Below are 26,953 nucleotides of genomic sequence, written 5' to 3'. Positions count from 1 at the left end.
CCCGTTAATAGACGTCTCTTTGATATCTTTTTTCTCTCTTCATTTGTTTAAGATAAGCTTCAGCATCTTCTTCGGATAAGCTTTGTTCATTCATCAATACTTCCTTAATTGTTTGGTGTACATCTTTAGCCATTTGCTTTTCGTCCCCACATACGAAAATAGCTGCTCCATTTTGTATCCATTCATTAAACTGTTTACTATTTTCTAATATACGGTGTTGCACATACACTTTATGTTCAGTATCTCTAGAAAATGCAACATCTAGTTTCGATAAATAACCATTATCTAACCATTCTTGCCAATCAGTTTGATAAAGAAAATCCGTTGTGAAATGTTGTTCACCGAAGAATAACCAAGTATTTCCTTTAAATCCTAATTCTTCTCTTTCTTGCATATAACTTCTGAACGGTGCCACGCCTGTACCAGGTCCAATCATGATGACAGGTACTTCGCTTTCTTGCGGAAATTTAAAGTTTGGATTACGTTTTAAATAAATCGGGACCGTATCGCCGGGTTGCACACGTTCTGCAAATTGAACTGAGCAGACACCTGTTCGATCTCGACCGTGCGAATGGTATCTTACCGCCCCCACTGTAATATGTACTTCATCAGGCGTCGCTTTATAACTACTTGAAATAGAGTATTCTCTAGGTGGTAACTTTCTCAATAGTTGATATAGATTATCGGGTTGAAGTTCAGTCGTATCAAAATCGTTTAATAAATCGATAAGGTCTCTCCCTTCGATATAATTTTGAATCCATTCTTTATCTTGAACTTTTCCTTTTAATTCATCGTTATCAAATAGTGCTGCTGCATTCTCTAATAATGGTTTAGTTAGTTTAGTAATTTCAAAATGCGATGTTAATGCCTCTTCCAGATTTAATGTATCGCCATCTTCATTGATAAGCACTTGTTCTTCATAATCCCATCCTAATGTACTGATTAATAATTCAACAATCGATGGGTCATTTTGTGGTAATACTACAATACAGTCACCCGGTTCGTATTCCTCTCCAAAATTATCTAATAGTAATTCGACATGTCTTGTTTCTTTATTAGATCCTCTACCATTTAAATTAATGTTTTCTAATACTTCTGCTTCATATGGATTGGATTTAGAATATTTACGCTCCTTTGCTGATTTAATCGATTCGCTTACAACTTGCTCACTATCAGTATCTTTGGGTTTGGAACCAATAGCATTGATAACGTTGGCCATCCATTTTTCAGCATCTTCTTCATAATCGATATCACAATCTACACGGTCATATAAGCGCTCAGCACCTAATTCAGCTAATTTAAAGTCAAAATCTTTACCTGCTTGGCAGAAATATTCGTACGATTGATCGCCTAAAGCAAGTACAGAAAATCTTACTCCTTCTAACTTCGGTGCTTTACGCCCATGTAGGTATTCATGTAATTCAATAGCATTATCAGGTGGATCACCTTCGCCATGTGTAGAAGTGATTATAAATAAATCTTCAACTTTTTTAATATCTTTAGGTTTAATGTCTTCCATAGATTTCAATGTCACGTTGTTGCCCATATCTACAAGACGTTCTTCAAAGATCTCTGCTAAACTTTGGGCATTTCCTGTCTCTGATCCATATAAAATTGTAATGGCACGAGATTCTGGTGTAACTTCAGGTTCTTTATCAGCAAGCATTGTTTCAGTTTGTTGATCTTGTTGTTCTATTTGATTCGACGTCACTGATTCATTGGTCTCAGCTTGTTGACTCGCTGTTAAATAACCACTCAACCAGAGCTTTTGTTCAGGTGTTAAAGTTGGGAGTAATTCATTAAGTTGTTTTGCTTGTTCCTCATTGAAAGGACTATTTGTGATGTTAATATTCACTAATTTCCACCTCTTGTCTTCCATCCTAGATTTTGAAAGTCTGGGTATCGTATGCTGTCACTATCCTAGATTTTGACCTCATCATACTTTTTCAATCCAGTCATCATTTTAACGATGCGCTATTTATATTCTATTAGTTTCATTCATGACGCTTGCACCCAGATCCGATTACTTTAATTATGTACCAAACTGTTAAATGAGTAAATGAAATATGATGTCATTAGCTTCTGTTTAATCCTTATCGGAATGCTAGGTTTTATATATAAAATTTTTAACCTTATTTAAGGTTTGTCAGGAACATGTAATCCACATTCAGTTTTGTCAAAATTTGACCATCGTCCTGCACGGGAGTCTTCAGAGTCTAATACTGATGATGTACATGGAATACAACCTATACTTGGATAATGATGATCATGCAATTCGTTATATGGTAATTGATGTTGTTTGATATACTGCCATACATCGTCTTCTGACCAGTATATAAGTGGGCAAACTTTGATTGAATGAAACCGTTCATCTTTATTAATAAAGTTAGTATGCGCTCTTGTTGGAGATTGTGCACGTCTCAGTCCTGATACCCAAGCTTTCGCCCCAGATAAGACCTCTTCCAGTGGTTTAATCTTTCTGATATAACAACATTGGTTAGGATTATTTTTCCATAACGCAGGATTATATTGGTCAGCTTGTTCTTCCAATGTTAAATCAGGTTTCTTCATTTCGATACGTAATTCAGGATATGTTGTTTTTACTTCATCAATTAAGTTATATGTTTCTTGAAAATGCAAGTCAGTATCCAAAAAGACAATTTTGGCATTCGGTTTGATTTGATAGATTAAATCAATCAGCACCATACTTTCTGCACCAAAACTACATGAATAAACTAACTCATCGTCATATTGATCATATGCCCATTTTAATATTTGATATGCGCCCTTAGTGTCGTTATCAGTGTTGAGGGAGTGTATAAAAGGGTCGCCCGTAAAATTATCGTATGTCATTGCTTTGACTGACATCTCTATCATCCCCCTATCGATTTTTATCCATTCTCTTTAAAACCTATCTGAATTGTCAGAATAATATGTTAATACATTAACTTTTTTTTATTTTGAAGTCAACCCATTTTTTAAAAGTTGTCAGAAAATTAATGTTTTAAATAAAATAAAAAAGGTTGAGACATAAAGTTTTGTGCTTTAGGAAACTGATTAACAGCCTCACAAAAGCAGAATTTGTCCCAACCTTTTCCTATTTTTATAATTGATCTATATTTTCAATTAAAGTAATCTTACCTTTTTTACTGTGAGCTATGACTGAGAAGTCGTTATCTTTGTTACTATCATAAATTAATTCATCACCTTTGCGTTCATCAGGTTCATAGTAATGATCTAAAAATTCATCTTCAGTCACATTAGAAGGCGCTACACCCACACGATCTACTTTATCTCCAGAATAAAGTACCGCTAAATCACCATATTTTTCATAATATGTTTGACCACCATCAACTTTGCCTGAGGATTTACCAAATTTAGCTTCGACTTCTTTTCTTGTCATATCCTTATAAATACCTTTATAGCCTTCAGTTGATGCAGATTTCATATACCCTTGATCAAAGTTATTGCTAAACACATCGATTGTTGGTGCTTTCTCTGATGAGTTAGACTCACTAGATGATGACTCTTTTGACTGACTATCATCTTTAGATTTCTTTTGTGTTTCAGTAGTTTGGTTATCACTACCATTGTCTTTAATTACATTATTGTAATAGTAGTAAGCACCATAAAGTAATGCGCCAATTAATAAAATAAAGATAATTGAAAGTAATATAATCCAAATCGGCTTCTTATCTTGTTTCTCTTGTTGCGGGGTATATCGATTACTATCTGGATATGTTTGCTTTGATTGCATTGATTGCGTTGCTTGCGTCTCTTGTTTTCCTTGTGATGCTGATTCCGCTTGTTTGTTTTCTTTTTTTAATGTATTACCACACTTGTTACAAAATGCTTGCCCTGGTTTTACTTCATTGCCACAATTGGGACAATATTTCATTTTCCACCATTCCCTTCATAATGATTGTTTTATATTTTTCATATTCTAAAAATATTGTTAATCAATATTTTAAATTACTTTTTCTAAAAAGACTATCTTTTCTAAACAATTTCTAAAATTGATTATTTTAATATTTAAAGAAATAAATAGGAACTGGCTCAGAATAATTGCATATGACTTACTAGATGATTCTTTTCAATACAAAAATAACCTAGGACGTACCCATTGTCCCAGGTTGATATATCATTAAAGATTATTGATTTTGATGTGTATCTTCATATCGAATTCGTTGTCGATATCCATACGTACTTTCTTTGATTAGTTCTTCATCAAGTAAACCTGCACCAATGGCACCTGCTACAGTTGAAATTGATGCTGCAAACCAAGGAATACTTAAATATAAGTCAGGGCCGGCTGGTCCTTTAAGACTAATTTGTTGGCCTAAGAAGTCGGCCGGTAAAAGCACTAACTCTGCAAATAAAAACATTAAGTACAGAATAATATAATAAATGATAACTGCAATAAATAACGTCATCACTGTGGTTAAATTATATAAAAGTGTAATCCTCTTATTACTACTTTGCTTCGTGGATTCCCATAAATCATGTGACATCATAATCCATAGCAACATACCTAGTATCGCAATAATAGATATGCCGAATAACCGCCACATCGAGAAATTATTAGCCATTTGCCACATGGTTGTAAATATTAAACCAAATGCACCAGTAGTAAAAGCAATGGCAACAATGTTACTTAAACTCGCCATCATATTTAATGGATTATTGGCAAATGTCATCCCACTGACTAATCTAAACATGCCTCTTGATCTAGAACTAGATAGATATCGTATATGTTTTGAATCTGTGTCATCTAAATACACATGTGTCTTGTCTATTTTAGAAAGAGGGAACTGTTGTTTAACACTTTGTTCGACATGATTATTATCATCATAATTACGGTGGTCTTGCTCTGCATGATGGACTTCATTAATGATTGTCACAATCGCGTTTTTAAATCGTTTTTTAACCGGTCTCCAACCAAACGCAGGGTATGAAAAGATAGCTGCACCATTTCTCATATTGATATCCAGTGCCATCACGCGTCTGTGGTGAAATATCGGTAAGTCTGTAATAGCTAATACATAATCCCATTCACGTTCATCATGATACTCTTGCACCTTTGCAAATATTTCTTCTACTTTTTCCGCATAACCAGTTAGAGGGTCAACAACTAAATCAATTTCCCATTCAATTTGATTGTTATGTTGTTCTGATAAAATGTCAGGTATATCTTCCATTAAATTCTCTGCTAACTTTTCAGTAACACCAGGGGCTACAACTAATCCTATGACTTTTCTTTCAGACATCAATGACCCTCCTCTCTATGATCTTGTTTTTTCTCTTCGTATACATCATCGTCACTATCATCGCTGGTAGATTGTCTTTCAACTTCTTGTTGTGATGGCTTATGTTGTTGTTCTTGTTCTTCTTTTTCTTCTTGCGCTTCCTTGTAACGATGGTATTGACGATATGAATACGTAATCTTTCTTATTTTCTCTTCATCTTCTACTGTAGACCCCATTGCACCAGCCAATAAGCCTAGCGATGATACAAACCAAATTAATTTGACGTAATTCATAAAAGTAAATTCTGCTTGTGCACTGGTCCAACTATTAAATAAACTTACTGGCACAAACAATGTAATACTCACAATTAATAATAGATATAATATGAAATAATTGATTAGCGTAATCACTATCAGTGTCAACATCGTTGTGGCATTGTATATCCATCTATACGTTCTTTGTGATTTGGCTGTTTTTCTTTCGATTAATTTATGTGCATATAACAACCAACACGCCATACCTACAATAGAAATAATCATTAATATAATAAATCTGAGTGGTGAGTAAATGACACTAAGCTCCCACGGCATAGAAAAAATAGACACATATGTCCCTGTAGCAAAGGCCACAGAAATAATTTTTTTGAAGTTAAAAATATTTTTCCATGGTTTATTAGCACGTGTTAAACCACAAATTAACTGAATCCATCCTATGATCATGAATGGATTAATATATCGCCTTTTAGGGGATTCGTCTTCTTCAGGTTCTACCGATTTTAAATGGATGAATGGATGGGTGCTTGTCTTTGATAGTGGTTCGTTATAATAAAGTTGCTCAATCATCGTTGTAATACTGCTAATTAACTTTCTTTTTAAATTAATCGCACCCAAGGATGGTAATGATAACATTGCGACTTGCTTTTCATTATTGAAATCACTAACGACAACCTTTTTGCCAGAAATACTGGGAAGGTCTGTGACACATATTGCGAAATCCCAATGTTTTTCATTTTTGATTTGTTCTGCTTTATCAACACTCTCATGTACATCTTCGGCAGAACCAATAATTAAATCCTCTTTAACATCAAAGTTCCATTGACTATCATCGTTAATCCTTTGTGTCAGTAATTGTTTGATTTTGGGAATAATCTTCGTCACATGTTCATGTGCAACGCCAGGCGATGGCACTAATCCTACTGTATACATCGGTGAAACCTCCTTTCTATAAAATAATTAAAATAACAATACAATACTCTATTTTTACAATGGATCAAATCTTGTCATTTATCTTCAATATATTCACAATAATTCGCACGCAAATTATATTATAGACTCATAGAGAAATTTCAAACCTTTTCAATCAAAAAATCAATATCAATCCATAATAACGATATTAATTACATTTGACAAATAACATGTATTCATAATTACTTTTCAAAAATAATTAATTGCATATATAGATATTGCATATCAAATAAAAAACCTTGAAAGGAATAGATCATTCTTCCTTTCAAGGTAAAACATCAATTTTATTTTATATCTTTATTTCTTATCTTCATTATTGAATCGACGTGTTACTTTATCCACAAAATTATCTTTGTTATGTTCATCATTTTCAAAATGGTCTTGAGAATGGTCTGCATCACGACGGTCATCTTCTTTACGATCCGCATCGAATTCGTTACGTGCGTCTCTTCCTTCTACGTCACGGTCATGTCTTCTATCTGTACTTTCGAATCGACGGTCTGTGTCTTGTTGATTGGCATCTCGACGGTCTACATCATGGTGGTCTGCTCTATGTTGGTCGTCTTCTCTACGATCTCCATCGAATTCATCACGTGGGTCTCTTCCTTCTACGTCACGGTCATGTCTCTCTTCAACATCGTGATGATGTTTACTGTTTTCATCATGTAAATGATTTGCATCATCATAATGCTTATCCTTTGAATGTTTGTTGTGGACATCATCTCTGTCATCTACATCATGTTTATCTTTGTTCTTTCTAACTAATAACATAATACCTGCAATAATCCAGAATAAAGCAGCAATCCAGTTCATTACTAATGAAAGTACAGCAGCAATGATGAGTAAAACACCTGCTAATTTAGCCTTTTTCTTTATTAATAATGTCGCAATAAGTGCAATTACTAAAATAACTAAACCATAAATAAGTCCAACTTTAAAAAGTGATGGTAATAATTCAGACATATGTGATGATGAGTCAACAGCTGGGTTTGAAGCTGCCTGCTCTTTAGCTTGTCTTTTAATTTCTTTTTGTACTTCACTTGTACCACCAAACATGGCACCAATGCCTAAACCTAATATTATAAATAATTGAGTAATGATTCCTAACCAAGCAAGAATCCGTTCAATTGTCCTTTTCATTAAATGACACCTCTTTCTTTGTTTCTTTATCATTACCCAATTGACATACTATGTATGCTTAAATTATAAAATTAAATTGGTAATAGTTTTATTTTTCCTATTATATCAGTAGTTTATTAGTTTTATTTTTTTAATTGATTTACATATTTTAAATATAAATAAGAAGTCATTTTATACATCAAGAGGTAGAGTGCACTTACCACAATGATCACACTTATAAAACTAGTTATAAATATACCTTTACTAACTTCTCCAAATAATCCGAGTACATTATATATTATTTTAGAAGCAACCACTGTATGGAATATACCCACAATGAATGGAACGCTAAATAACCAAATTAACTGTTGATCTAATATATGTTTGATATCATCATTATCTAGTCCTAGATGTGCCATCGTAACATAATGATCAACATCTTCTTGCGCTTCTGATACTTGTTTATAGTAAATCATTAAGAATATACCAATCACTAAAACGAAAGAAACTAAACTCCCCACAAATATTAAGCCGCCATTGAAGTTATAAAACATCTTACGAAATGAATCATAGCTGGTAATATTAATATGATATTTTTGCTCAATTTTATGAATATCCGGTGTATCTTTTCCTTTTAAATCATACGCATTAAATTCAATCATCGTGTGTGTGACTTGATCATCAGCTTTACCTGAATTTTTAGTATAATATTGGATGATTTGATCACGTTCTTTGTCATTTTTAACGATTAAATTAATGTTTTCGCTAAATCTTATAGAATTCACATTAGTTTCTTCAACAGGTTTAATATTAAAGGCTTTTCCTCTTAGTACTAAATTGTCATTTATATTTAGCATTTGCATGCTCGTGTTCACACCGATTTCATTTGATTTTAAATGTAGCGGGCGATTAAATTGGTTATAATCATTCAATGTCATAATCGTAATAAACACATTTTTAGTACTCCAAGGATCAATATTGAACTTGTTAGGTGTATCGCTTGGTTTGAGTAAACGCCGATAATCTGAATGATTGTCTAAAAGCACATTAAACATGGATTGGGTATATATTTTCGGCGTATCTGAATTTATATTTTGTTTAATATCTTCTGTTACTGCTTTAACCTTTTGAGCTACCTTTTTATCTCGATGAATATCACCATCAATACTGGTAAGATATTGATTTTTCCACATATTACGAACATTATCACTCATACTTCTGTATATCGTGATAGTCATACCTAAAGTAACAATCAAGAACGTACATAATATCGCGATACTTGCTAACCCTACTGCGTTCGATTTCATACGTGCTCTTAATCCTGATATCAAAAAGAAACGTTTAGGTCGATAGTAATACTTAGGCAACTTTTGTAACCTTTCAATAAGTAAAATACTCAATGAAATAAATAATAAATATGTACCTATAAACACAAAGAATATGGCAGCAAATAATGCCAAAATCGACTCTATTGGTGTATTATTTTGTAAAGCTATACGATAACCATTGCCAACACATAACATTCCGATAATTAATAAACTATAATTGAATACATTTTGAAATCGATAATTACGATACGCTTTCTTATTCATTAATTGCATAGGATTTTGCATAGTGATTTTAAATACATTAATCATTAATAATAATATCATGACGATTGATAATAATAGCAATGTTATCCACATGGCTTTAAAATCAAATGGATAGGCACTTAGATACCCTTCCCGCCCTGTCGTCACTTTATGAATGAACATAAATAATAGTGCACCGAATAAATATCCTCCAACGATACTCAATAATGCGATAATACAATATTTTACTATGGATTCTATTAGTATTATGATGCCAAGATGACGTTTTTCCATACCTAAAATAATATAAAGTGAATAGGTCTTTTGTTGTTGTTTTATGACAAATTGATTTGCATAAATGATAAAAATGATAGCTAATAATGACATAAACACATTTCCAATTATTGCAAAAACACCTAATAATTGATGATGTTGTTGAATATATGTATTAGTGGTTAATGATATTAGTATGTATTCAATCGCAAATATCGTACTTGAAGACAAAATAAATGGTATGATGATATGCCGTTGCGTTACAAAATGGCGTTTAACGATTGTCCAAATCATTGTTAGGGGCACGTTATCTACTCCCTTCCATTTATGATTGCTAAACTATCAGCAATACGCTTTTGATATGCTATCTGGCTCTCTTCCCCACGATATATCTCATGATATAAACGACCATCTTTAATAAAAACAACACGATTAGCATACGAAGCATCAATATTAGAATGCGTAACCATTAAAATCGTTTGTTGTTGTTGATTGAGGTGTTGAAATAATTGCATTAACTGTTTCGAACTTTTTGAATCAAGCGCCCCCGTTGGTTCGTCTGCTAATAATAGTTTAGGATGCGTAATAAGGGCACGTGCTATAGCAACGCGTTGTTTTTGTCCGCCAGAAATTTGATTTGGAAATTGATTTAAAATGTCACTAATATTAAGCTGCTGACTCACTTTATCTAGACGTTCTTCCATCGTATGCACAGATTGATTACTTAAGACAAGCGGCATTAAAATATTATCTTTATTTGTCATTGATTCTAAAATATTAAATTCTTGAAAGACAAATCCTAATTGTTCTCGTCGAAATTGAGCAATATCTTTTTGTTTCAATGACGCTAAAGATTGACCATTCAATTGAATGGTACCCTCCGTTAATTGATCAAACGTAGCAATCAGTTGTAATAATGTAGATTTACCGGATCCTGATTCACCCATAATGGCTACAAACTCTCCAGTATCAACTAATAAATTCATATCACTTAATGCTTCAGTTCTATTTAAACCCTTTCCAAATACCTTTTTGACATGTTTGACTTCCAGTAACATATGGACGCTCCTTTCTAATACCAACTCTATTTTATATTAAAAAAGAACCAACAACATTTATAATTTCTTACAAATCTTGTTGGCCATCTTACAATTTTGAAAGTTAGCTTTGCGTTGGAAAGCTAATTGTAAATTGTGTACCTTTATTTAATTCTGATGTTACTTCAACATTTAAATTCAGATGTTGCGCAATATGTTTAACGATAAACAATCCAATACCACTAGAGGATTCATTGAGGCTACCATTGTAACCAGAATATCCTTTGTCAAAGATTTTCGGCAAGTCTGCTTGACTAATACCAATACCATTATCTTTAATAAATAATTGGTGAGAACTTGAGTCAAAGTCAATCCAAATATCTTTTCCACGTGCGTACTTTAAGGCGTTATTCAGTATCTGTTCTATCAATATCGAAGTCCATTGTGCATCTGTTAAGATACTATCATCTATAGATTGATAATGAATTTTAGTATGTTGTTCAATAAAGTGAATTCGATATTTCATGATTAAGGGTTTGATTAAATCATCTAGGCTAACCTCTGTGATTGTCATATCGGAGGCTTCATTAAGTAATTTTAAGTAACTTAGCGCTAGGCGAGTATAATTTTCAATTTGTACAATTTCTTGTCTCACTTGATTAGCAACATTAGGTTCATTACGTTCTAGCAATAGTTGCGATGCAGTGATTGGCGTTTTGATTTGATGTACCCATGTTAAGAAATAACTTTCAACATCTTTACGATATTCAATTTGTTTGTTCTTCATTTCAAATAGTTCTTCTTCGAGTGATACTACTTTTTCTTTAAGTCTTTCTTGTTTTTGAAAACCTAAATAACTGATCCACCAATAAATACACATAATAAATAAAATAATTGCTAACCCAAGAATCAACGCACTTTTGGGGAGTGAAAACACAAAGAAAATGAGTACAAACAGTAAGGATATAAAGGTAACAATCGCTATTTCATTTTTAATTGATTTAATAAACGTTAGTAACATCTTATTTACACCCTATAACCCACATTTTTCTTCGTTTCAATAAAATCTGTTAAGCCAATTTGACTTAATTTTTTTCGCAATCGTGTCATATTTACCGCCAAAGTATTATCATCAATATAATTCTCTGATTCCCAACATTTTTCAATTAAAGCTGTTCGATTTACAAATTTACCTTCATTTTGAAACAACAATTTAGCGATTTGAAGTTCTGTTAAAGATAGTTGTGTCGCATCATCTTGAAATATTAATTTAGCCTCATCAACGATAAGTTTACATCCTTTAACATTTAATTCGTTGTTAGATACAGCTAAATCATAAGTTCGTCGTAATAAAGCTTGTACTTTAGCAACTGTTAATGATAAATTGAATGGTTTCTCAATAAAATCATCGCCACCCATTTGAATCGCCATAATTTGGTCCATATTATCTGTCCTTGAACTAATAAATATAATAGGTACGTTCGAGATTTTTCTCATTTCTTGGCACCAATGGAATCCATTTAAAGTAGGTAAATTAATATCTAGTAGTACTAAGTCAGGTAGATAGCCTTTGAAATCATCTAAAACATGCGAAAATTGTTTTGCCATCTTAACGTCATAGTTCCATTTCTTAAGTTCACTTGCTAAACTTTCTGCAATGACTAAGTCATCTTCTACTATATAAATCTTCATTGAGATACACCTTTCGTTGCGTTACGTTGATTTATCTTGATGTTGCGCTTGATTCTCATCAGTTTGAGCGTCATTTGATGCCTTTTTAGCATCTTCATTCTTCTTTCTTCTTTTTTCTTCATAAATACTTAATGCAATAAAACCTATGATGAATAACGGAGATAACATAACAAATATCAATTTTTTCACCTCGTTTATTTTAAGCATGAGTTGTCATGGTGGAAAAATGGCTTCCAATTTTCCCCTTGCTGTACTCTATTTAATATCTATTTTACATGTTTATTATTAAAAGTACATTTGTTATGAGTAATCCACTAATAAAATCCTCTTTTATCCATGTTTACAATCTATTTACAAGAACCACACATCTAATCAAAATGATTTGCTTATACTTAAATTGTAATGCGTTTATACATACATTAGGGGGCTTTTTAAATGAAATTATTTAATCAATATACTAAATACTTGTTGTCAGGTAGTATCATTGCTGCAACATTATTAAGTAGTACGAATGTAACTTTAGCTTCTGGGACAAATACAGATAACCATAAAAAACAAGGTAATGACGATGCTATTGCTTTCGGTAATACTAAAAACCCTAAAAATGTCATTTTCTTAGTTGGCGATGGAATGGGGCCTTCATTCAACACAGCTTATCGTTATTATCAAAACGATCCTTCAACTAAATCGATGAAACCCACTACATTTGATAAATATTTAAAGGGTACTAACCGTACTTATCCTAATGACCCTAAGGAAAACGTTACAGATTCTGCGGCAGGTGCTACAGCATTTAGTTCAGGCCATAAAACGTATAACGGTGCCATTGGTGTCGATGCTAATAAGAAAAATGTTAAAACTGTGTTAGAAAGTGCAAAAGAAAAAGGTAAATCTACTGGTCTTGTATCTACAGCAGAAATCACTGATGCAACCCCAGCAGCCTATGCATCACATGTCGATTCTCGTGATAAAAAAGATGACATTGCGAAACAATTCTATAATGATAAAATTAACGGCAAACATAAAGTAGATGTCATTTTAGGTGGCGGTTCTAAATATTTTGGTAAAGATAATGGGAACTTAGATCAAAAATTCAAAAAAGATGGTTACGATGTAGTTTCTAATAAAAATGAACTGAATCAATCTACTGGCAATCAGGTATTAGGTTTATTCTCTGAGAAAGATATGCCACTTCAAATTGATGCGCCAGAAAGTAATCCATTATTAGTAGATATGGAAAATAGCGCTTTAAGTAAACTTGAAAAGAATGATAAAGGATTCTTCTTAATGGTAGAAGGTGCGTCTATCGACAAAGCTGCACATCCAAATGATGTGACGGGTGTAATGTCTGAAATGCAAGGATTTGATAAAGCCTTCTCAAATGCGATTAACTATGCTAAACAACATAAAGATACACTTGTTGTAGCAACAGCAGATCATTCTACAGGTGGTATGACCATTGGTAAAGGTAAAGATTACAAATGGAATCCTCAATCAATTCATCAAATGAAACATTCTGGTATGTATATGACAAAAGAAATTGCTGCTGGTAAAGACCCTGAAAAAGTAATCGACGATGGCTATGGTATTGACTTCCCTAAAGAACAACTGGATAAAGTTAAAAAAGAAGCTAAAAAGCTTAAGAAATTAACAAAATCAGGCAAAGATGAAAAAGATCCAAAAGTTGTCGAACAAACTACGCGTCTACAAGATGCAATTCAAAAACCAATCAATGATGCATCACATACAGGTTGGACGACTTACGGTCACACTGGTGAAGATGTAAATACGTATGCATATGGTCCTGGATCTAATCAATTCAAAGGAAATAAAGAAAATACAGATAGTGCAAAAAATATCTTTGATTTCTTTGCTAATGACGTAAAATAAACTTTGATACTAAATAATCCGAGATGAGCGTGACTCATCCCGGATTATTTTAATGTATGCATCTAATTACTTATGATACATATTAATATTCAATATTAGGCGCTTGGTTCACATGATTTTGATATTTTTTAAATGCATAGTAACCTGCACCGACTAAAGTTAATAATATAGCGAATTTTTTCATCATAAAAACTCCTTCTTCGATTATTCATTTCAACTATCGCTTTGAAATTCTTATGACATAATTATACACTTTTTTTCAACAATTTTAAAAACCTTATTATCAATGGATTGAAAAAACATAAATTAAATTTAATATACTTCATCGACATTATTTTTTCGATAACACTCAACACGTTGATTTTAATGTGTTAATGTCTCCGTTGTTTGTGATATTGCTGTATGCAATGCATCTGCAAATTGATACATTAACGAGGACCAATTATCTTCATTTTTTCGTGATGTTGTACTCATATCTTGATTAATAAATAATGCTTTTCGTAATGCAGTCGTTAACTCTAATTGTACACCAGTGCTATTTTCATTTTTATTAATAAAATTATCCTCATTTAATCCGCCTAAATATTCAGGCGGTACTTGTACAGCAAAACCTCTACTTTCCAATTGTGATTGAATTGCATCTCTTAGGACAGACTTAGCGCCGCCTAAGAATACAATTTGGTCGTCTCCTTTAGCTCCATGTATAGAAATGGTAGCCACACGTCCCTCTACCATTTGATGTAAAGTTGGATCATCATAATGTGTCGACGTTACATGCAATTGTGTATTGTTAGATGGTCTCATAGCTTCAAATGAAAAATAATCATAACCGCCTTGTTGTGCAAGTAATTTTGTTAACTCAGACGTACCTTGTTCTATATTACCTCCATGAGGTGCAACGATTAGTACTTGGTTGCCTTGGTCACGAATTTCTTTCTTCCAATCTATGCCTTCTTTAGTTTCTCGTTGAAGTTGGGTCATTGAAGCATAATAATCTTTATGTGTACTTTCAATCGGCATGATCGGTTTAACATCTGAATTAACACCTGTTGATGGTCTTGTAGTATCTTTCGAACTTGAACTCGTTTGTATTGGATTGGGTGTTGTCGGCGTTACTGATTTCGTTGAAGAAGCAGTCGTCTTTGATATTTGAGTAATTGGTTGTGATGTTGATGTCGTAGGTGATTTTACAGTACTTGTTGATGTTGATGTCTTGGATACTGTCTTCGATGTCTGGATCGATGGACGAGTCGTTGTGGATGTTTTCGTCGACGCTGTTGATTTTGATAGTGTTGTATTCGTATGGTTTGTCGTGCTCGTTGGCTTAGTTGTTGATGTCTTGGATACTGTTGGTTGAGTTGTAGGTGTTTTAGTTGTTGGCGTACGGTTTATCGAAGACTTAATCGTTGTTTTACTGCTTTTATGGTGTGTAGATGTAGGTGCCATAGCAGATGTTGGTTTTTGTGTATGACTCGTGCTTGTTTTGATCTTAGATGTTTGACTTGTTTTAGGAGCTGAAACAGATACCGTTTTTACTGTTTGAGTTGGTTGCTTAACGGTTGCTACTTTCGTCGTCGTTTTCACTGTAGTTGGAGTCTTAACTTTTGTTGTGACATGTTTCACAGGTGTCTTCGTTTGGGATATATGAGACGCTGTCGATAATGTTCGTGTTTGATTTTGCGTGCTCGTATGGTTGTGAATCGATTGTACAGTAGAGGCGTGAGCAGTGGCTTGTTGGGTCACGACACTTATCGTTGCTAAACTAATTGACGCAGTGATTAAACCTAACGTTATTTTAACAATGGGTTTAGTTTTTTTAGTTACATATCTTTTCATTCATAGGCTCCTTAAAATAAAATGCTTTTATCCTATGTTAACTTATCCATTGAAAATAGCAATATTTTTATTTAATATATCAACTATTTATTACATTATTAACAAAAATTTTAAAAAGAGTATGTATGTAGTTAATATTTTTAACATTATTTCTTAACAATACTTTCTTTTAAAATAACTCACTTTTTCTTTCACTACTTCATTATAAAAATCCCCTATCACATCATATGTAACGGGGGTTCGTGAAAGTATTAGTTAATCTTGTCCTTTTAAATGTTCAATATGTTTAAAACCATCTCTTTGGTTGGCTAACGCTTCCATTATATCGTACCAGTTGTTTCCTACTTTTTGTTGAATCGTTTGTAATAGATGATCTTGTGCGTAATTGAGTTCATTAATTAACGCATTACCTTTATCCGTAGCAAATAACTGTTTAACACGCCGATCTTGTTTTGATGTTTGCTCGATGATAAGTTCCTTTTCTTTTAACGTTCTCAGTGTAGCATGAGAACCCTGCTTTGATATTTCCAATGTTTGAAGTAACTCTTTTATCGTAATTCCAGGTAATTTATTGATAAAAAATAAAAAACGGTGATGTTGGCGACTCATACCGTATTGCTCAATAATGTCATCCGCTGTCGTTACAAAGGTTTTATATGCAAAGTAAAATAGCATATGCTCATAATCGTTTTTATTTGTCGACATGTACTTTCTTTCCTTTTCTAATATTTAAGGTTCATTATAATAAAGTTTCCTTATTTCGTCATGTTAAACTTTCTTAAAAAGGTCAAGTTGATTGACTTTCTTTTTACAAAAAGTTATCTTTTAATTGTAAAATGCAAATACATAAACAAAGGTGGAATGCATAATGAAACAACGTGTAGGACAATATTTAATGGATGCAGTTAATGTTGCTGGGGTAGATAAAATATTCGGTGTCCCTGGTGATTTCAATTTAGCCTTTTTAGACGATATTATTTCTCATGACCAAGTAGAGTGGGTTGGTAATACTAACGAATTAAATGCGAGCTATGCCGCTGATGGTTATGCTCGAATCAATGGATTAGGTGCGTTAGTTACTACGTTTGGTGTTGGAGAATTAAGTGCAGTTAACGGCATTGCTGGTTCTTATGCTGAGCGTGTACCTGTCATTGCGATTACTGGTGCACCCACTCGTGCTGTTGAATCAGCTGGAAAATATGTTCATCATTCTTTAGGTGAAGGTACATTTGATGATTATAGAAAAATGTTTGAACCTATAACAACCGCGCAAGGATATATTACGCCTGAGAATGCAACGACTGAAATTCCTAGACTTATACAAGCAGCGATCAACGAACGTCGTCCAGTTCATTTACATTTACCAATCGATGTTGCAATGACTGAAATCGACGTGTCTAAACCTTTCCAACCTGAAGCACGTGATGATCAAGATGTATCTCACTATATTCAAATGATTGAAGATAAATTAAATTCTGCTAAACAACCTGTGATTATAACTGGACATGAAATTAATAGTTTTGGTCTTCATTCTGAATTAGAACAATTTGTAAATCAAACTCATATTCCCGTCGCTCAATTGTCTCTTGGTAAAGGGGCTTTTAATGAAGAAAACGAACATTATCTTGGTATCTTTGATGGTAGTATCGCTGAAGAAAACGTTAAAAACTATGTCAATCAAAGTGATGCTATTTTAAATATTGGTGCGAAGTTAACTGATTCAGCTACAGCTGGTTTCTCATTTGAATTTGATATCGACGATGTTGTTATGATTAACCATAACTATTTTAAAATGAACGAAACAATCACTGAACAAGCTGCACTACCTCATCTTATAAAAGGTTTAATGTCAATTTCTTATAAAAATAAATCAGAATTTCCAAAGTATCAACGACCACAAGAACATGACTATCAAGTTGATCATGAACCATTAACTCAAGCAACGTATTTCAAGATGATGCAAGATTTCTTACAACTAGACGATATATTACTCGCTGAACAAGGTTCTTCATTCTTTGGCGCTTATGATTTAGCTTTATATAAAGACAATACCTTTATTGGCCAGCCATTATGGGGATCTATCGGTTACACATTACCTGCAACATTAGGTACACAAATCGCTGCACCGCATAGACGTAATGTCTTACTTATCGGGGACGGTTCACTACAACTGACAGTTCAATCGTTATCAACAATGATTAGACAACAATTGAAACCAATTATATTTGTAGTCAACAACGATGGTTATACAGTGGAACGTTTAATTCATGGTATGAAAGAGCCATATAATGATATTCATATGTGGGATTACAAAGCGCTCCCTGCAGTATTTGGCGGAGATAATGTAGTCATCCATGATGTTAATACATCACATGAACTTAAAGAAACATTTGAAAAAATCAATGCACATAGCGATTGCATGCACTTTGTTGAAGTAAAAATGGCAATTGAAGATGCACCAGCTAAATTAAGTGATATCGCTAAAGCATTTGCTTCACAAAATAAATAATAAATCATGAAAGAGGTTGAGAGATAAAGCTTTAGTACTCTGGGAAACCGATTAACAACGTCCCAAAACAGGATTATCTGCCGGGAATCAGCAGAGAGAATTTCAATCAGCAATTCTACAAGCAATGCAAGCTAGGCATGGGCCTAGCAGAAAGGTTTTCATTTTGAAAACCTACTGGCAATGCGAGCTGGACATGGTATTCTCACAATCAGACAAAATTAAAAAAAACAATTCAAATGAACAAACTCAACTATTGAGTTTGTAAGAACTACTAACCTATGAATAAGGAAGTAGTTCTTTATCATCGTTCGGTTCTTCTCAAATCCTAAACACTTTTGTCTCAACCTCTTCATTCATTTATGATTAATTATCTTTTCAGATTCTAACTTTGCTATAACATCATTAATAGTTTGGTTTTGAATTTCTGTCTTCATATCTTCGTGTATTTCATTTTCTATCATAGGATAGATGTGATCAATAATTTGCTTACTTGCTATTTCTCCTATTTCTATTTGGTAGTGTTCATAAAGAAATGACTTTAATGCTTTAGAGACTTCTATAATCATGCATAACACCTCATTTGTAATCTCTTATTTTATGCCACCTAAAGTTAATGCCATTATGGCTTTAATAGAATGCAAACGATTTTCTGCTTGTTTAAAAACAATAGAATAAGGACTATTAAAGACCTCATCTGTGATTTCCATTTCTGATAATCCATATTTTTCGTAGACCTCTTTGCCTACTTGGGTTTGTGTATTATGGAAAGCTGGTAAACAATGCAGTACTTTCACATCTGGATTTTGTATCTTTTGAATTAATGACATATTAATTTGATAAGGTTGTAATGCCTTAACTCTTTCTTCTATAACATCTGTTGGTTCTCCCATTGAAAACCAAACATCCGTATAAATAGCATCCGTTTGATAAACGGTCTTTTCAATATCACTACTGATTTGAATCGTTGCGCCTGTTTGTTCCGCATAGTCTTTAGCCATCATTACCACATGTGATTCTGGCAAGCGAGATTCTGGTGCCACAATATTCATATTGACGCCTAATAACGACCCTGTAACTAATAAATCATTGGCTACATTATTTCGAGCGTCTCCAATATATGTTAAAGTCTTACCTTTTAACGTCCCCCACTCTTCTTTAAGTGTCATAAAGTCCGCTAACATTTGTGTTGGGTGCCATTCATTAGTTAAACCATTCCAGACTGGTACATTAGCATGTTGTGCTAGTGTTTCAACATCGTTATGGTCATGTCCTCTAAATTCGATACCATCATACATACTACCGAGCACTTTCGCCGTGTCATATATACTTTCTTTTTTTCCTAAATGTATCTCTCCTTGTCCAAAATAATCTACTTGAACACCTAAATCATGGGCTGCAACACTAAATGCTGCTCGTGTACGTGTAGATGGTTTTTCAAATATAATGGCTATATTTTTATTAGTTAATAATTGATGTGATTGTTTATTTTTCTTTTCTGCTTTTAATTGTTGTGCCTTATCTATGATGTAATTCAATTCATCTTTAGAATAATCGGTCGATTTTAATAAACATTTACCTTCAAAGTTAAACTCGCTCATGTCATCAACTCCTTGATAACATCTTACAACATAACTAATATAAATTCAATATATTGTTTATTTATGCAATATACAAAATGACTTCCCCGCACATTTTACCTACTTTATCGACATCAGAGTGATACAAATCATTCAGTATTGTATACATTATTAAAATGAGAAACATCATTTGCGATGTTTCTCATGAAACATTTAATGATTATGTTGGGGAAATGCTAGTAGTACATATATATAACTGCTAATAATCTTAGAAACTATCATCATCTAAAAATGATTCGTTAACGACTTCTTTAGTTATTTGTTGTAATCGTAATTGACTCATATCAGAATTCGGGTCATAATATCGGCCATGTTTACGAATTAAGCGTTCATCCACATCCTTTAATGGATAAATTTTAAAGTTTTCTTTACTGTTTTTATTGTATACATCACTTAATTCATAATAATTAACCATACTTCGCCATTTAACGTTTTCGATTTTTACTGCTTTAGGCGTTTTCATTATTTTAAATTCTAATCTACCGAGTAAGTCATTACTTTCATTTCCAGTTTCTTGTCCATTCAAGAAATTTCCTAAGGAATAAGCGACTAAGGTACGATGATGATCCTTACCTTTAATCCATTCAACAGGTTGTATGACATGGGGATGTGTACCTAGTACTACATCCACCCCTTCATCAGCAAATAATTTTGCATATTTACGTTGTATTGGATTAGGTTGATGAGATCCTTCATTACCCCAGTGTGCCGATACAAATATGACGTCTGCCACTTCTTTAGCTTGTTGAATATCCTTCTTAATTTGTTTGTCATCAAAATAGTTGATTTCGTATTGATGTTTAGGTTTAATTCCATTCGTACCAAATGTATAACTCAACATAGCTATATTGATACCATTTATCTTTTTGACAGCCACTTGATCATGAGACTTTTGCGAATCGTAAATACCTGTAAACAAGACTTTATTTTTATATTTATTCCATTGTTGAAGATGATATTTAAGTCCTTCATCACCTTGATCTAAAGCATGATTATTAGATCCATTAATAAAATTAAATCCGGTTTGCACTAAACTATCTGAAATATCACTAGGTGTGTTAAATCGCTTAAACCCATGATAAGGACGATGATCACCACCAATTGGAGATTCTTGATTGATGAATGCAATATCTGCAGATTGAATATCTTTTTTTATATTTTGATACATAGGGGTAAAATTGTATGTAACACCATCTGATTCAAGTGCATCCCTATATATATTAGGGTGTATTAAATTATCGCCTACTGCTAAAACTTGTGCCTCTTGCTTTAAATCCATCCGATATGCCAACATGCTAACTATCAAAAATAAAATAAAAGACAAAATCGTTATTAAATAATACTTTTTCAATGTTGTATCTCCTTATATACTATATACATACAACATTACTATATTCATGAATAAAAACAATATTTTTAGTTTTAAATTTATGTAAATTATTGTTTTACAAAATAAAATATGACGAGTTAATTTAAATCGTACACTCTTAACTTTTTTAAATTAGACTGCTCGTTGTCTAACGTTAGACAACCCTAAGTGTTACCACATCAAACAAGCCTTTCACTGTGCTTATCTCAGTGAAAGGCTTATTAGATTAAACGCCAACATCTTCCCATGATTGATTAACTTGATCTGCTGTGGATTTATCATATAAATCAAGCGCAGCTTGATGTAATGATTTTTTAGCATCTTCGAAATCTGAATTAGAAGATAGATAATGTGTTAACGTTCTATAATAAATTTGTTCAGCTTTATCTTTACCCATACGTTTGATTGTTAAATATGCAGCTTTATTAGGGATACCAGAATTGGTGTGTACACCACCATTATCTTCTTGTGTTTTAGAGTAATGTTTCATATGTGCAGGTTGATCATATTTTTCAGGATTAGACATACTTCTTAATGCATCACCTTTAACATTAGGTGTGTATATATCCTCACCAATTAGGAAATTATCACTATCAATAAAATATGCAAAGACATCTGAGAAACTTTCGTTCAATGCACCGGGTTGATTTTCGTAAACTAAATTGGCTGTTTCCTGAGTTATACCATGTGTAATTTCATGTGCTACCACATCTTTAGCACCAGAGAATGGTAAATAATTGTCATTATCTCCATCTCCATAAATCATTTTGTCACCAATCCAAGCAGCATTGTTACGATTATCTTCATTTTCAAATTGATTCACATGAGTTAATGAATCGATAGGACTTCCCTTATCATCGTATGATTCTCGACCAAATTTATTTTTATAATAATCATACACATCTTTAGCATAATCGTTCGCATCAACAGCAGCATGTTGCGACTTGTCTACAAATTCTTTATCTTTATCGGTCATCAGTTTCGAACTGCCATCCTCATCATTATAGTCATAAGCTGAAATATTCCCTTTATGCGTCACATCCTTCAACTCATATCCTTTATCCTTACTATTAATATTAATTTTTTTCGTTTTGTTTAATACGCTTTTTCCCGTACCTTCAGTATGTGCATGTTGGATATTATTGATCTTATCAATAACTTTCCCGGTTTCAGCATCAACTTGAATGTTCCAATGTGATATTTTAGGAGACGTCGTTACAATTTCTACCTGATAAACATATTTGTTATGTTGACCGCTAATTTGAATTTCATTCTTTTTAATGACCTCATTATTAAAGTTTTTGGCTTTATCTGAAGACATAGAAACAGCGTCAAAAGCTTTATTGATGGCCTCTTTTTTATGGATTTGAACATTATTACTAGGATTTATTTCACTACCACCTGTGTCACCATTAATAAGTACAACTTTACCTTGAGGATTGGTATGTATTTTAACTTCTCTATCAGGAACATATGCATTTTTAAATTTTGGTTGTAATGTATAGTGCGTGTAGCCTAATTGATCTGTATTGACGTCGACTGTTTTATAGTGTTTAAATTGCTTTTTAGCATTTTTATCATTGGGTAATAATTTTAATGCCTGGAATGCTTTATTCTTATTCTTAACTTCTAATTTGTTTTGATTTGCTGAACGATCATTCTTTGCATCCACTTCTCCGCTATAAAATGTACTACTTATAGTTATTACTGAAAGACCGGAAATGATAGTTTTAGACAATCGATTCATGTTAATCCTCCGTATATGTATAAATTTTAATCTCCCTTCATACTATTTATATTTTTGTAAAAAGTAAATGGAAATTACATAAAATTCAATAAATATACGTTTCGTTTTGTAATATAATATGTTAATTTTATTAAATTAGTTTATCGACAAATCGTTTCACCTTTAACAGGCATTCTATTATTTTTAAAATTAATTTTGAGTGATTGTCCTTCTATTAAACTAGGTTGATTACTCACCTGAAAATGAATATGAGGCTCTGACGAATTACCTGAATTTCCACAAAGCCCTATCCTATCGTTATCTGTTATTTCATCTCCAATGTTCACTTTGACCGAATGTTGTTTTAAATGTCCAATTAGACTAAATTCATTTGTCGAATGCTTTATCACGACATAATTACCAAGTGGTTGTTTTTGATTCGTTTGTCCTATACGATTATCTTTTATATTATTCTCAATATCGACAACAACACCATTTAATGGTGCATATACTTGAGTACCATAGGCATAATAATGTTTACATCTCATGCCATCATCAATGTAGCTCATTCCAGAGTCTTTATTTATCTTTATAAAATCATATGCATACCTTTGTGTTTCTAAAGGATAATGATAATTGAATAGTTCATTATCGCCACCCCAATATACAAACCATTCATCATAAAATGGAAATTGATAAGTTAAAGTTGTTCGTTTATCTTTAAAATAATACAAAGGTTTAAATAAAAGTGCAGATATTTTGCCATGAGTGACATGGATTGAAATACCATAGTTTTCAAAAGCATCTAACCATACATTCTCACCATACTTTTCAGTCCCGATATCTACAAAACACTTGTGTTGATGCGCAAATCTATTGTAGTCTTGCATCAACTTTTTTAATGCTTTCTTAGAAATCTGTTTCTTCATTTCTTTAGTAAAGTATGAATAAAGTGTTTTATAATCATTTTGTTCAATCATATTCATAAAGCCGTTATAAATCACTAGACCTAACCTCCTTCATAGTTATCATTAACTTCAATCTATCATAATTGAACCCATCAAAAAAACAGACATCCTTTATACGGACGTCTGTTCATATCAGTCTAGCTTATTTAATTTTATTTAATGTTTTATCTTTTTGAATGGCTACTTTAGTTTTTTCATAGCCAATAACAACGCGGTCGATTTTACCTTTTGATGCATCGAACCAAACCGCTTCACCATTTTTCTTAGGTTGGTAGTAATAAATTCCTGTTGTATTATTTTTACCATTATCTACTTTTTTCAAATCTTTACCATAGGATTTTTGTAAATCTGTTAACTTCAATTGCTTTTTCAATGGAATATCAACTAATGAAGCTTTTTTAGATTTTTTATCATATTGACGGAATAATTGATCTGATTTGATTACTGTTTGAGTTGATTGAGTTGGTGCAATTTTAATACCATTAAATGTAACGTTGCCAGCTTTGATTGCATTTTTGAAATTTTTATCTAAAACAAACTTCGCATCATAACCTGCATTACCTTTATAAGTATAATAAGCAGATTGATGTGCTTGTGTTGTTGCTGCATGTGCCGTGTGATTGATTACTGGTGCTACACTCGCTGAAGCACTTAATACTGTACCGAAAGCTAATGTAGACGCAATGATTGATTTTGTCTTTTTATTCATAACGTATCCTCTCTTTCTTTACCCATACCTTCTAGGCTTACTGGGTCTTCTAAATTATACGTCATCAACTAAAGACATACAATTAAAAGTAATAGCCCTTACAGTTTTGTCATATCTAATTTACGATTAAATTTAAAATTTATATTACACGTCTTATCAATTTTCATTTAGATATGTCAGTAATAATTCAATATAATAATCGATAAATTTTAAGTAATGATTTTTATTAACACATTCATCAACTTGATGAGGTCCTTGACCTGGCCCTATCATTAAGAAGGGAAAGTCCTCGCTCTTACCTTTTAATAAATTAGATGCATCCGTAACGGCCACTGTTGGTGTAGCTATCAATGCCGAAGGGTCAAAGTATGTTTGAGCCAATTGATGACCTAATTTAAATAAGTGATTGTCACCCGTTGTTACAACTGGTTCAAGATCTAAATATATGTCATGAGTCAAATGTGCTCCTTGTTGATTCGCTTCATCGATATATTTATTAAATAGTGCTTTAACTTTTGTATTATCATATTCTGGAATCGTGCGAACATTGAACGTTGCAGTTGCATAATCGGGAACAGAATTAACTTGAGAACCACCATTAATCATACTATTGGTCATCACAAGTCCCTGAATTCTAGTTTGAACTTCGTCTTTACTTACAAAACTAGGCAATTGATCAGCCATCTGATTGACCATATTGCTATAATCTAAAGCCCTTCCTTTTATGCTATGCGTTATTTCTTCATATGCTTGATTAATATTTTGAACCAATTCAATAAGTGGTGTTATGGCATTTTCCCCCATAAATGGTGTAGAACTGTGACTTGAACGTCCTTGCGATGTGATTTTAATATCCATTGAGCCTTTATGAGCATATACAACACTTGGATAAGATGGCTCTGCGATGACTAAGGCATCGACATCATCCATATAACCTTTACGATATAATTGTGCTGATCCTGCTTGTTCCATTTCCTCTCCAGCAGTTGCTAATAATCTAATGGTACCGTGTTTTAACTGTCCACTTGCTTTAATTTCAATCATCGCAATCACTAGCGCAGCTAATCCCGATTTCATATCAGCAGCACCTCTTCCATATAAATGACCATTTCGTTCAGTCAATTCAAATGGTGGAGAGGTCCAATCCTCATGGTTTCCTTCATTTACTACATCCATATGTCCTGAAACTGCAATGACTGGTTTACCAGATCCTATAGTTGCAATTAGATTTGCACGTTGACCTGAAATGTAATCAATGTGTGTGTCAATATCATACCGATTAAGCCATTGTTCTAAATATTGTGCTACGGCTAATTCATTATCATTGACTGAAGGGATAGCCACTATTTCGGATAATATTCCCACCTTTTGTTCATTAGTTAATACACCCATATATTTCACTCACTTTCCTATTTTTTTAAAATATCATTAAATATTGTGTTCTTATTCAAAAATTTGATTATAATATAGTTAATGATTATCGAAGTTAATGGAGGACACACTTTTGAAGAAATTATTAGCAAGTATTGTTATTTTTGCACTTGTATTAGCTTTAGGATTTTCTGTTTTTGCAGCTTTAACACACCAAAACAAATCATCTCATCATAAAACTGAACACCAAACTGAAGAAAAAGATAAAAAGAAAACGTCAAAAGACAAAGCCAAAAATAATACAACAGATCAAGAAACTGTTCAAGCTGAACCTACGAATTCACAACAAAATAACGTAAGCAATTCCAATCATTCAGCTAATCAACAACTAACTCAAAAATCATCTCAAGCTAATCATCAGACATCACCTAGTCAATCAACTCAATCTAAACCGTCAAACCAACCAGCACAAAAAAGTAGTAATCAACCTGCGCGTACACAACAATCAGAACCAGCAAATAAACCAAAAGCAAGTACTGAATCACCACAAGGTCAAGGCGGTCAAGGTGGTCAAGGATCTAATAACAATAATAATGCGAATCGTTCAACTCAGAACGATAGCACTTCAAACAAACAGAACAAATCAGAATAATAAAAAGACAGGATTAAGTCATTCTCATTGGCTCTTACTTGAGCTGAATGTCTTATCCTGTCTTTTTTATTAAACACTCAATCGTTCATGAGTCTGGTTTGAAT

The 26,953-nt window shown here is 32.8% G+C and carries 24 protein-coding genes; 3 read left to right on the top strand and 21 right to left on the bottom strand.

Annotated elements, in window-relative coordinates:
• Positions 1-4: 4 nt before the first annotated feature.
• The 11 genes from LPC11_RS01325 to LPC11_RS01275 all read right to left on the bottom strand — a co-directional run bounded on the left by LPC11_RS01325 (position 5) and on the right by LPC11_RS01275 (position 12,362).
• Positions 5-1,855: an assimilatory sulfite reductase (NADPH) flavoprotein subunit gene (locus tag LPC11_RS01325; RefSeq protein ID WP_041613763.1), complete on the bottom strand. Its 1,851-nt coding sequence runs from the start codon at positions 1,853-1,855 to the stop codon at positions 5-7.
• A gap of 281 nt (positions 1,856-2,136) precedes the next feature.
• Positions 2,137-2,868, bottom strand: coding sequence for a phosphoadenylyl-sulfate reductase (locus LPC11_RS01320; RefSeq protein ID WP_023374218.1), 732 nt, complete (start codon positions 2,866-2,868; stop codon positions 2,137-2,139).
• Positions 2,869-3,103: 235 nt separating this feature from the next.
• Positions 3,104-3,898 carry a zinc ribbon domain-containing protein gene (locus LPC11_RS01315; protein WP_107566261.1) on the bottom strand — a complete coding sequence of 265 codons (795 nt, stop codon included), beginning with the start codon at positions 3,896-3,898 and terminating at the stop codon, positions 3,104-3,106.
• Between the two features lie 253 nt (positions 3,899-4,151).
• The gene (locus LPC11_RS01310; RefSeq protein WP_023374220.1) at positions 4,152-5,267 is read right to left on the bottom strand and encodes an MFS transporter; all 1,116 of its coding nucleotides are present in this window, start codon (positions 5,265-5,267) and stop codon (positions 4,152-4,154) included.
• Complete coding sequence (locus tag LPC11_RS01305; RefSeq protein ID WP_231307312.1) at positions 5,267-6,451, bottom strand: 5,10-methylene-tetrahydrofolate dehydrogenase; 1,185 nt, start codon at positions 6,449-6,451, stop codon at positions 5,267-5,269. The genes LPC11_RS01310 and LPC11_RS01305 overlap by 1 nt, the downstream gene beginning before the upstream one ends.
• Before the next feature lie 336 nt (positions 6,452-6,787).
• A complete protein-coding gene (locus tag LPC11_RS01300; protein ID WP_023374222.1) occupies positions 6,788-7,630 on the bottom strand; it encodes a DUF4064 domain-containing protein in 843 nt (280 codons plus the stop codon).
• A gap of 122 nt (positions 7,631-7,752) precedes the next feature.
• Positions 7,753-9,747 (bottom strand): FtsX-like permease family protein, encoded by a 1,995-nt coding sequence (locus tag LPC11_RS01295; protein WP_231307311.1) that lies wholly within the window; start codon positions 9,745-9,747, stop codon positions 7,753-7,755.
• A gap of 17 nt (positions 9,748-9,764) precedes the next feature.
• Entirely contained in the window at positions 9,765-10,511 is a 747-nt protein-coding gene (locus tag LPC11_RS01290) for an ABC transporter ATP-binding protein (protein WP_023374224.1), read from the bottom strand.
• Positions 10,512-10,614: 103 nt separating this feature from the next.
• On the bottom strand, positions 10,615-11,511 hold the full coding sequence (locus tag LPC11_RS01285) for a sensor histidine kinase (RefSeq protein ID WP_023374225.1): 897 nt from the start codon (positions 11,509-11,511) through the stop codon (positions 10,615-10,617).
• Positions 11,512-11,516: 5 nt separating this feature from the next.
• Entirely contained in the window at positions 11,517-12,182 is a 666-nt protein-coding gene (locus LPC11_RS01280) for a response regulator transcription factor (RefSeq protein ID WP_107566263.1), read from the bottom strand.
• 21 nt (positions 12,183-12,203) lie between these two features.
• Positions 12,204-12,362 carry a hypothetical protein gene (locus LPC11_RS01275; RefSeq protein ID WP_164967141.1) on the bottom strand — a complete coding sequence of 53 codons (159 nt, stop codon included), beginning with the start codon at positions 12,360-12,362 and terminating at the stop codon, positions 12,204-12,206.
• 255 nt (positions 12,363-12,617) lie between these two features.
• On the opposite strand from LPC11_RS01275, the gene LPC11_RS01270 reads away from it, so the two are divergent.
• Entirely contained in the window at positions 12,618-14,072 is a 1,455-nt protein-coding gene (locus LPC11_RS01270; protein ID WP_023374228.1) for an alkaline phosphatase, read from the top strand.
• 82 nt (positions 14,073-14,154) lie between these two features.
• Here the strand turns inward: LPC11_RS01270 and LPC11_RS01265 are convergent, their stop codons facing one another.
• The 3 genes from LPC11_RS01265 to LPC11_RS01255 all read right to left on the bottom strand — a co-directional run bounded on the left by LPC11_RS01265 (position 14,155) and on the right by LPC11_RS01255 (position 16,613).
• Positions 14,155-14,256, bottom strand: coding sequence for an SE2200 family small protein (locus LPC11_RS01265; protein ID WP_015364644.1), 102 nt, complete (start codon positions 14,254-14,256; stop codon positions 14,155-14,157).
• 179 nt (positions 14,257-14,435) lie between these two features.
• Positions 14,436-15,908: a poly-gamma-glutamate hydrolase family protein gene (locus tag LPC11_RS01260; protein ID WP_114599525.1), complete on the bottom strand. Its 1,473-nt coding sequence runs from the start codon at positions 15,906-15,908 to the stop codon at positions 14,436-14,438.
• A gap of 255 nt (positions 15,909-16,163) precedes the next feature.
• On the bottom strand, positions 16,164-16,613 hold the full coding sequence (locus LPC11_RS01255) for a MarR family winged helix-turn-helix transcriptional regulator (protein WP_023374230.1): 450 nt from the start codon (positions 16,611-16,613) through the stop codon (positions 16,164-16,166).
• 163 nt (positions 16,614-16,776) lie between these two features.
• On the opposite strand from LPC11_RS01255, the gene LPC11_RS01250 reads away from it, so the two are divergent.
• Positions 16,777-18,417, top strand: coding sequence for an alpha-keto acid decarboxylase family protein (locus tag LPC11_RS01250; protein WP_023374231.1), 1,641 nt, complete (start codon positions 16,777-16,779; stop codon positions 18,415-18,417).
• Between the two features lie 353 nt (positions 18,418-18,770).
• On the opposite strand, the gene LPC11_RS01245 is transcribed toward LPC11_RS01250, so the two are convergent.
• From LPC11_RS01245 to LPC11_RS01215, 7 genes are all read right to left on the bottom strand, one after another.
• Positions 18,771-18,983 (bottom strand): hypothetical protein, encoded by a 213-nt coding sequence (locus LPC11_RS01245; protein WP_023374232.1) that lies wholly within the window; start codon positions 18,981-18,983, stop codon positions 18,771-18,773.
• 24 nt (positions 18,984-19,007) lie between these two features.
• A complete protein-coding gene (gene argF, locus LPC11_RS01240) occupies positions 19,008-20,015 on the bottom strand; it encodes an ornithine carbamoyltransferase (protein ID WP_023374233.1) in 1,008 nt (335 codons plus the stop codon).
• Between the two features lie 247 nt (positions 20,016-20,262).
• A complete protein-coding gene (locus LPC11_RS01235; protein ID WP_226956361.1) occupies positions 20,263-21,348 on the bottom strand; it encodes a CapA family protein in 1,086 nt (361 codons plus the stop codon).
• Positions 21,349-21,649: 301 nt separating this feature from the next.
• Entirely contained in the window at positions 21,650-23,170 is a 1,521-nt protein-coding gene (locus LPC11_RS01230; RefSeq protein WP_023374235.1) for a M4 family metallopeptidase, read from the bottom strand.
• 140 nt (positions 23,171-23,310) lie between these two features.
• Positions 23,311-24,153 carry a M23 family metallopeptidase gene (locus LPC11_RS01225; RefSeq protein ID WP_081698186.1) on the bottom strand — a complete coding sequence of 281 codons (843 nt, stop codon included), beginning with the start codon at positions 24,151-24,153 and terminating at the stop codon, positions 23,311-23,313.
• Between the two features lie 106 nt (positions 24,154-24,259).
• Complete coding sequence (gene isaB / locus LPC11_RS01220) at positions 24,260-24,826, bottom strand: immunodominant staphylococcal antigen IsaB family protein (protein WP_023374237.1); 567 nt, start codon at positions 24,824-24,826, stop codon at positions 24,260-24,262.
• Positions 24,827-24,982: 156 nt separating this feature from the next.
• Complete coding sequence (locus LPC11_RS01215; protein WP_023374238.1) at positions 24,983-26,218, bottom strand: ArgE/DapE family deacylase; 1,236 nt, start codon at positions 26,216-26,218, stop codon at positions 24,983-24,985.
• 112 nt (positions 26,219-26,330) lie between these two features.
• On the opposite strand from LPC11_RS01215, the gene LPC11_RS01210 reads away from it, so the two are divergent.
• On the top strand, positions 26,331-26,849 hold the full coding sequence (locus LPC11_RS01210) for a hypothetical protein (protein ID WP_041613769.1): 519 nt from the start codon (positions 26,331-26,333) through the stop codon (positions 26,847-26,849).
• The last annotated feature ends 104 nt before the right edge of the window (positions 26,850-26,953 follow it).

It is taken from the genome of Staphylococcus sp. HL28 (genome assembly GCF_021117155.1).
Classification (GTDB): domain Bacteria; phylum Bacillota; class Bacilli; order Staphylococcales; family Staphylococcaceae; genus Staphylococcus; species Staphylococcus warneri.
This window is presented reverse-complemented; position numbering and strand designations above follow the sequence as displayed.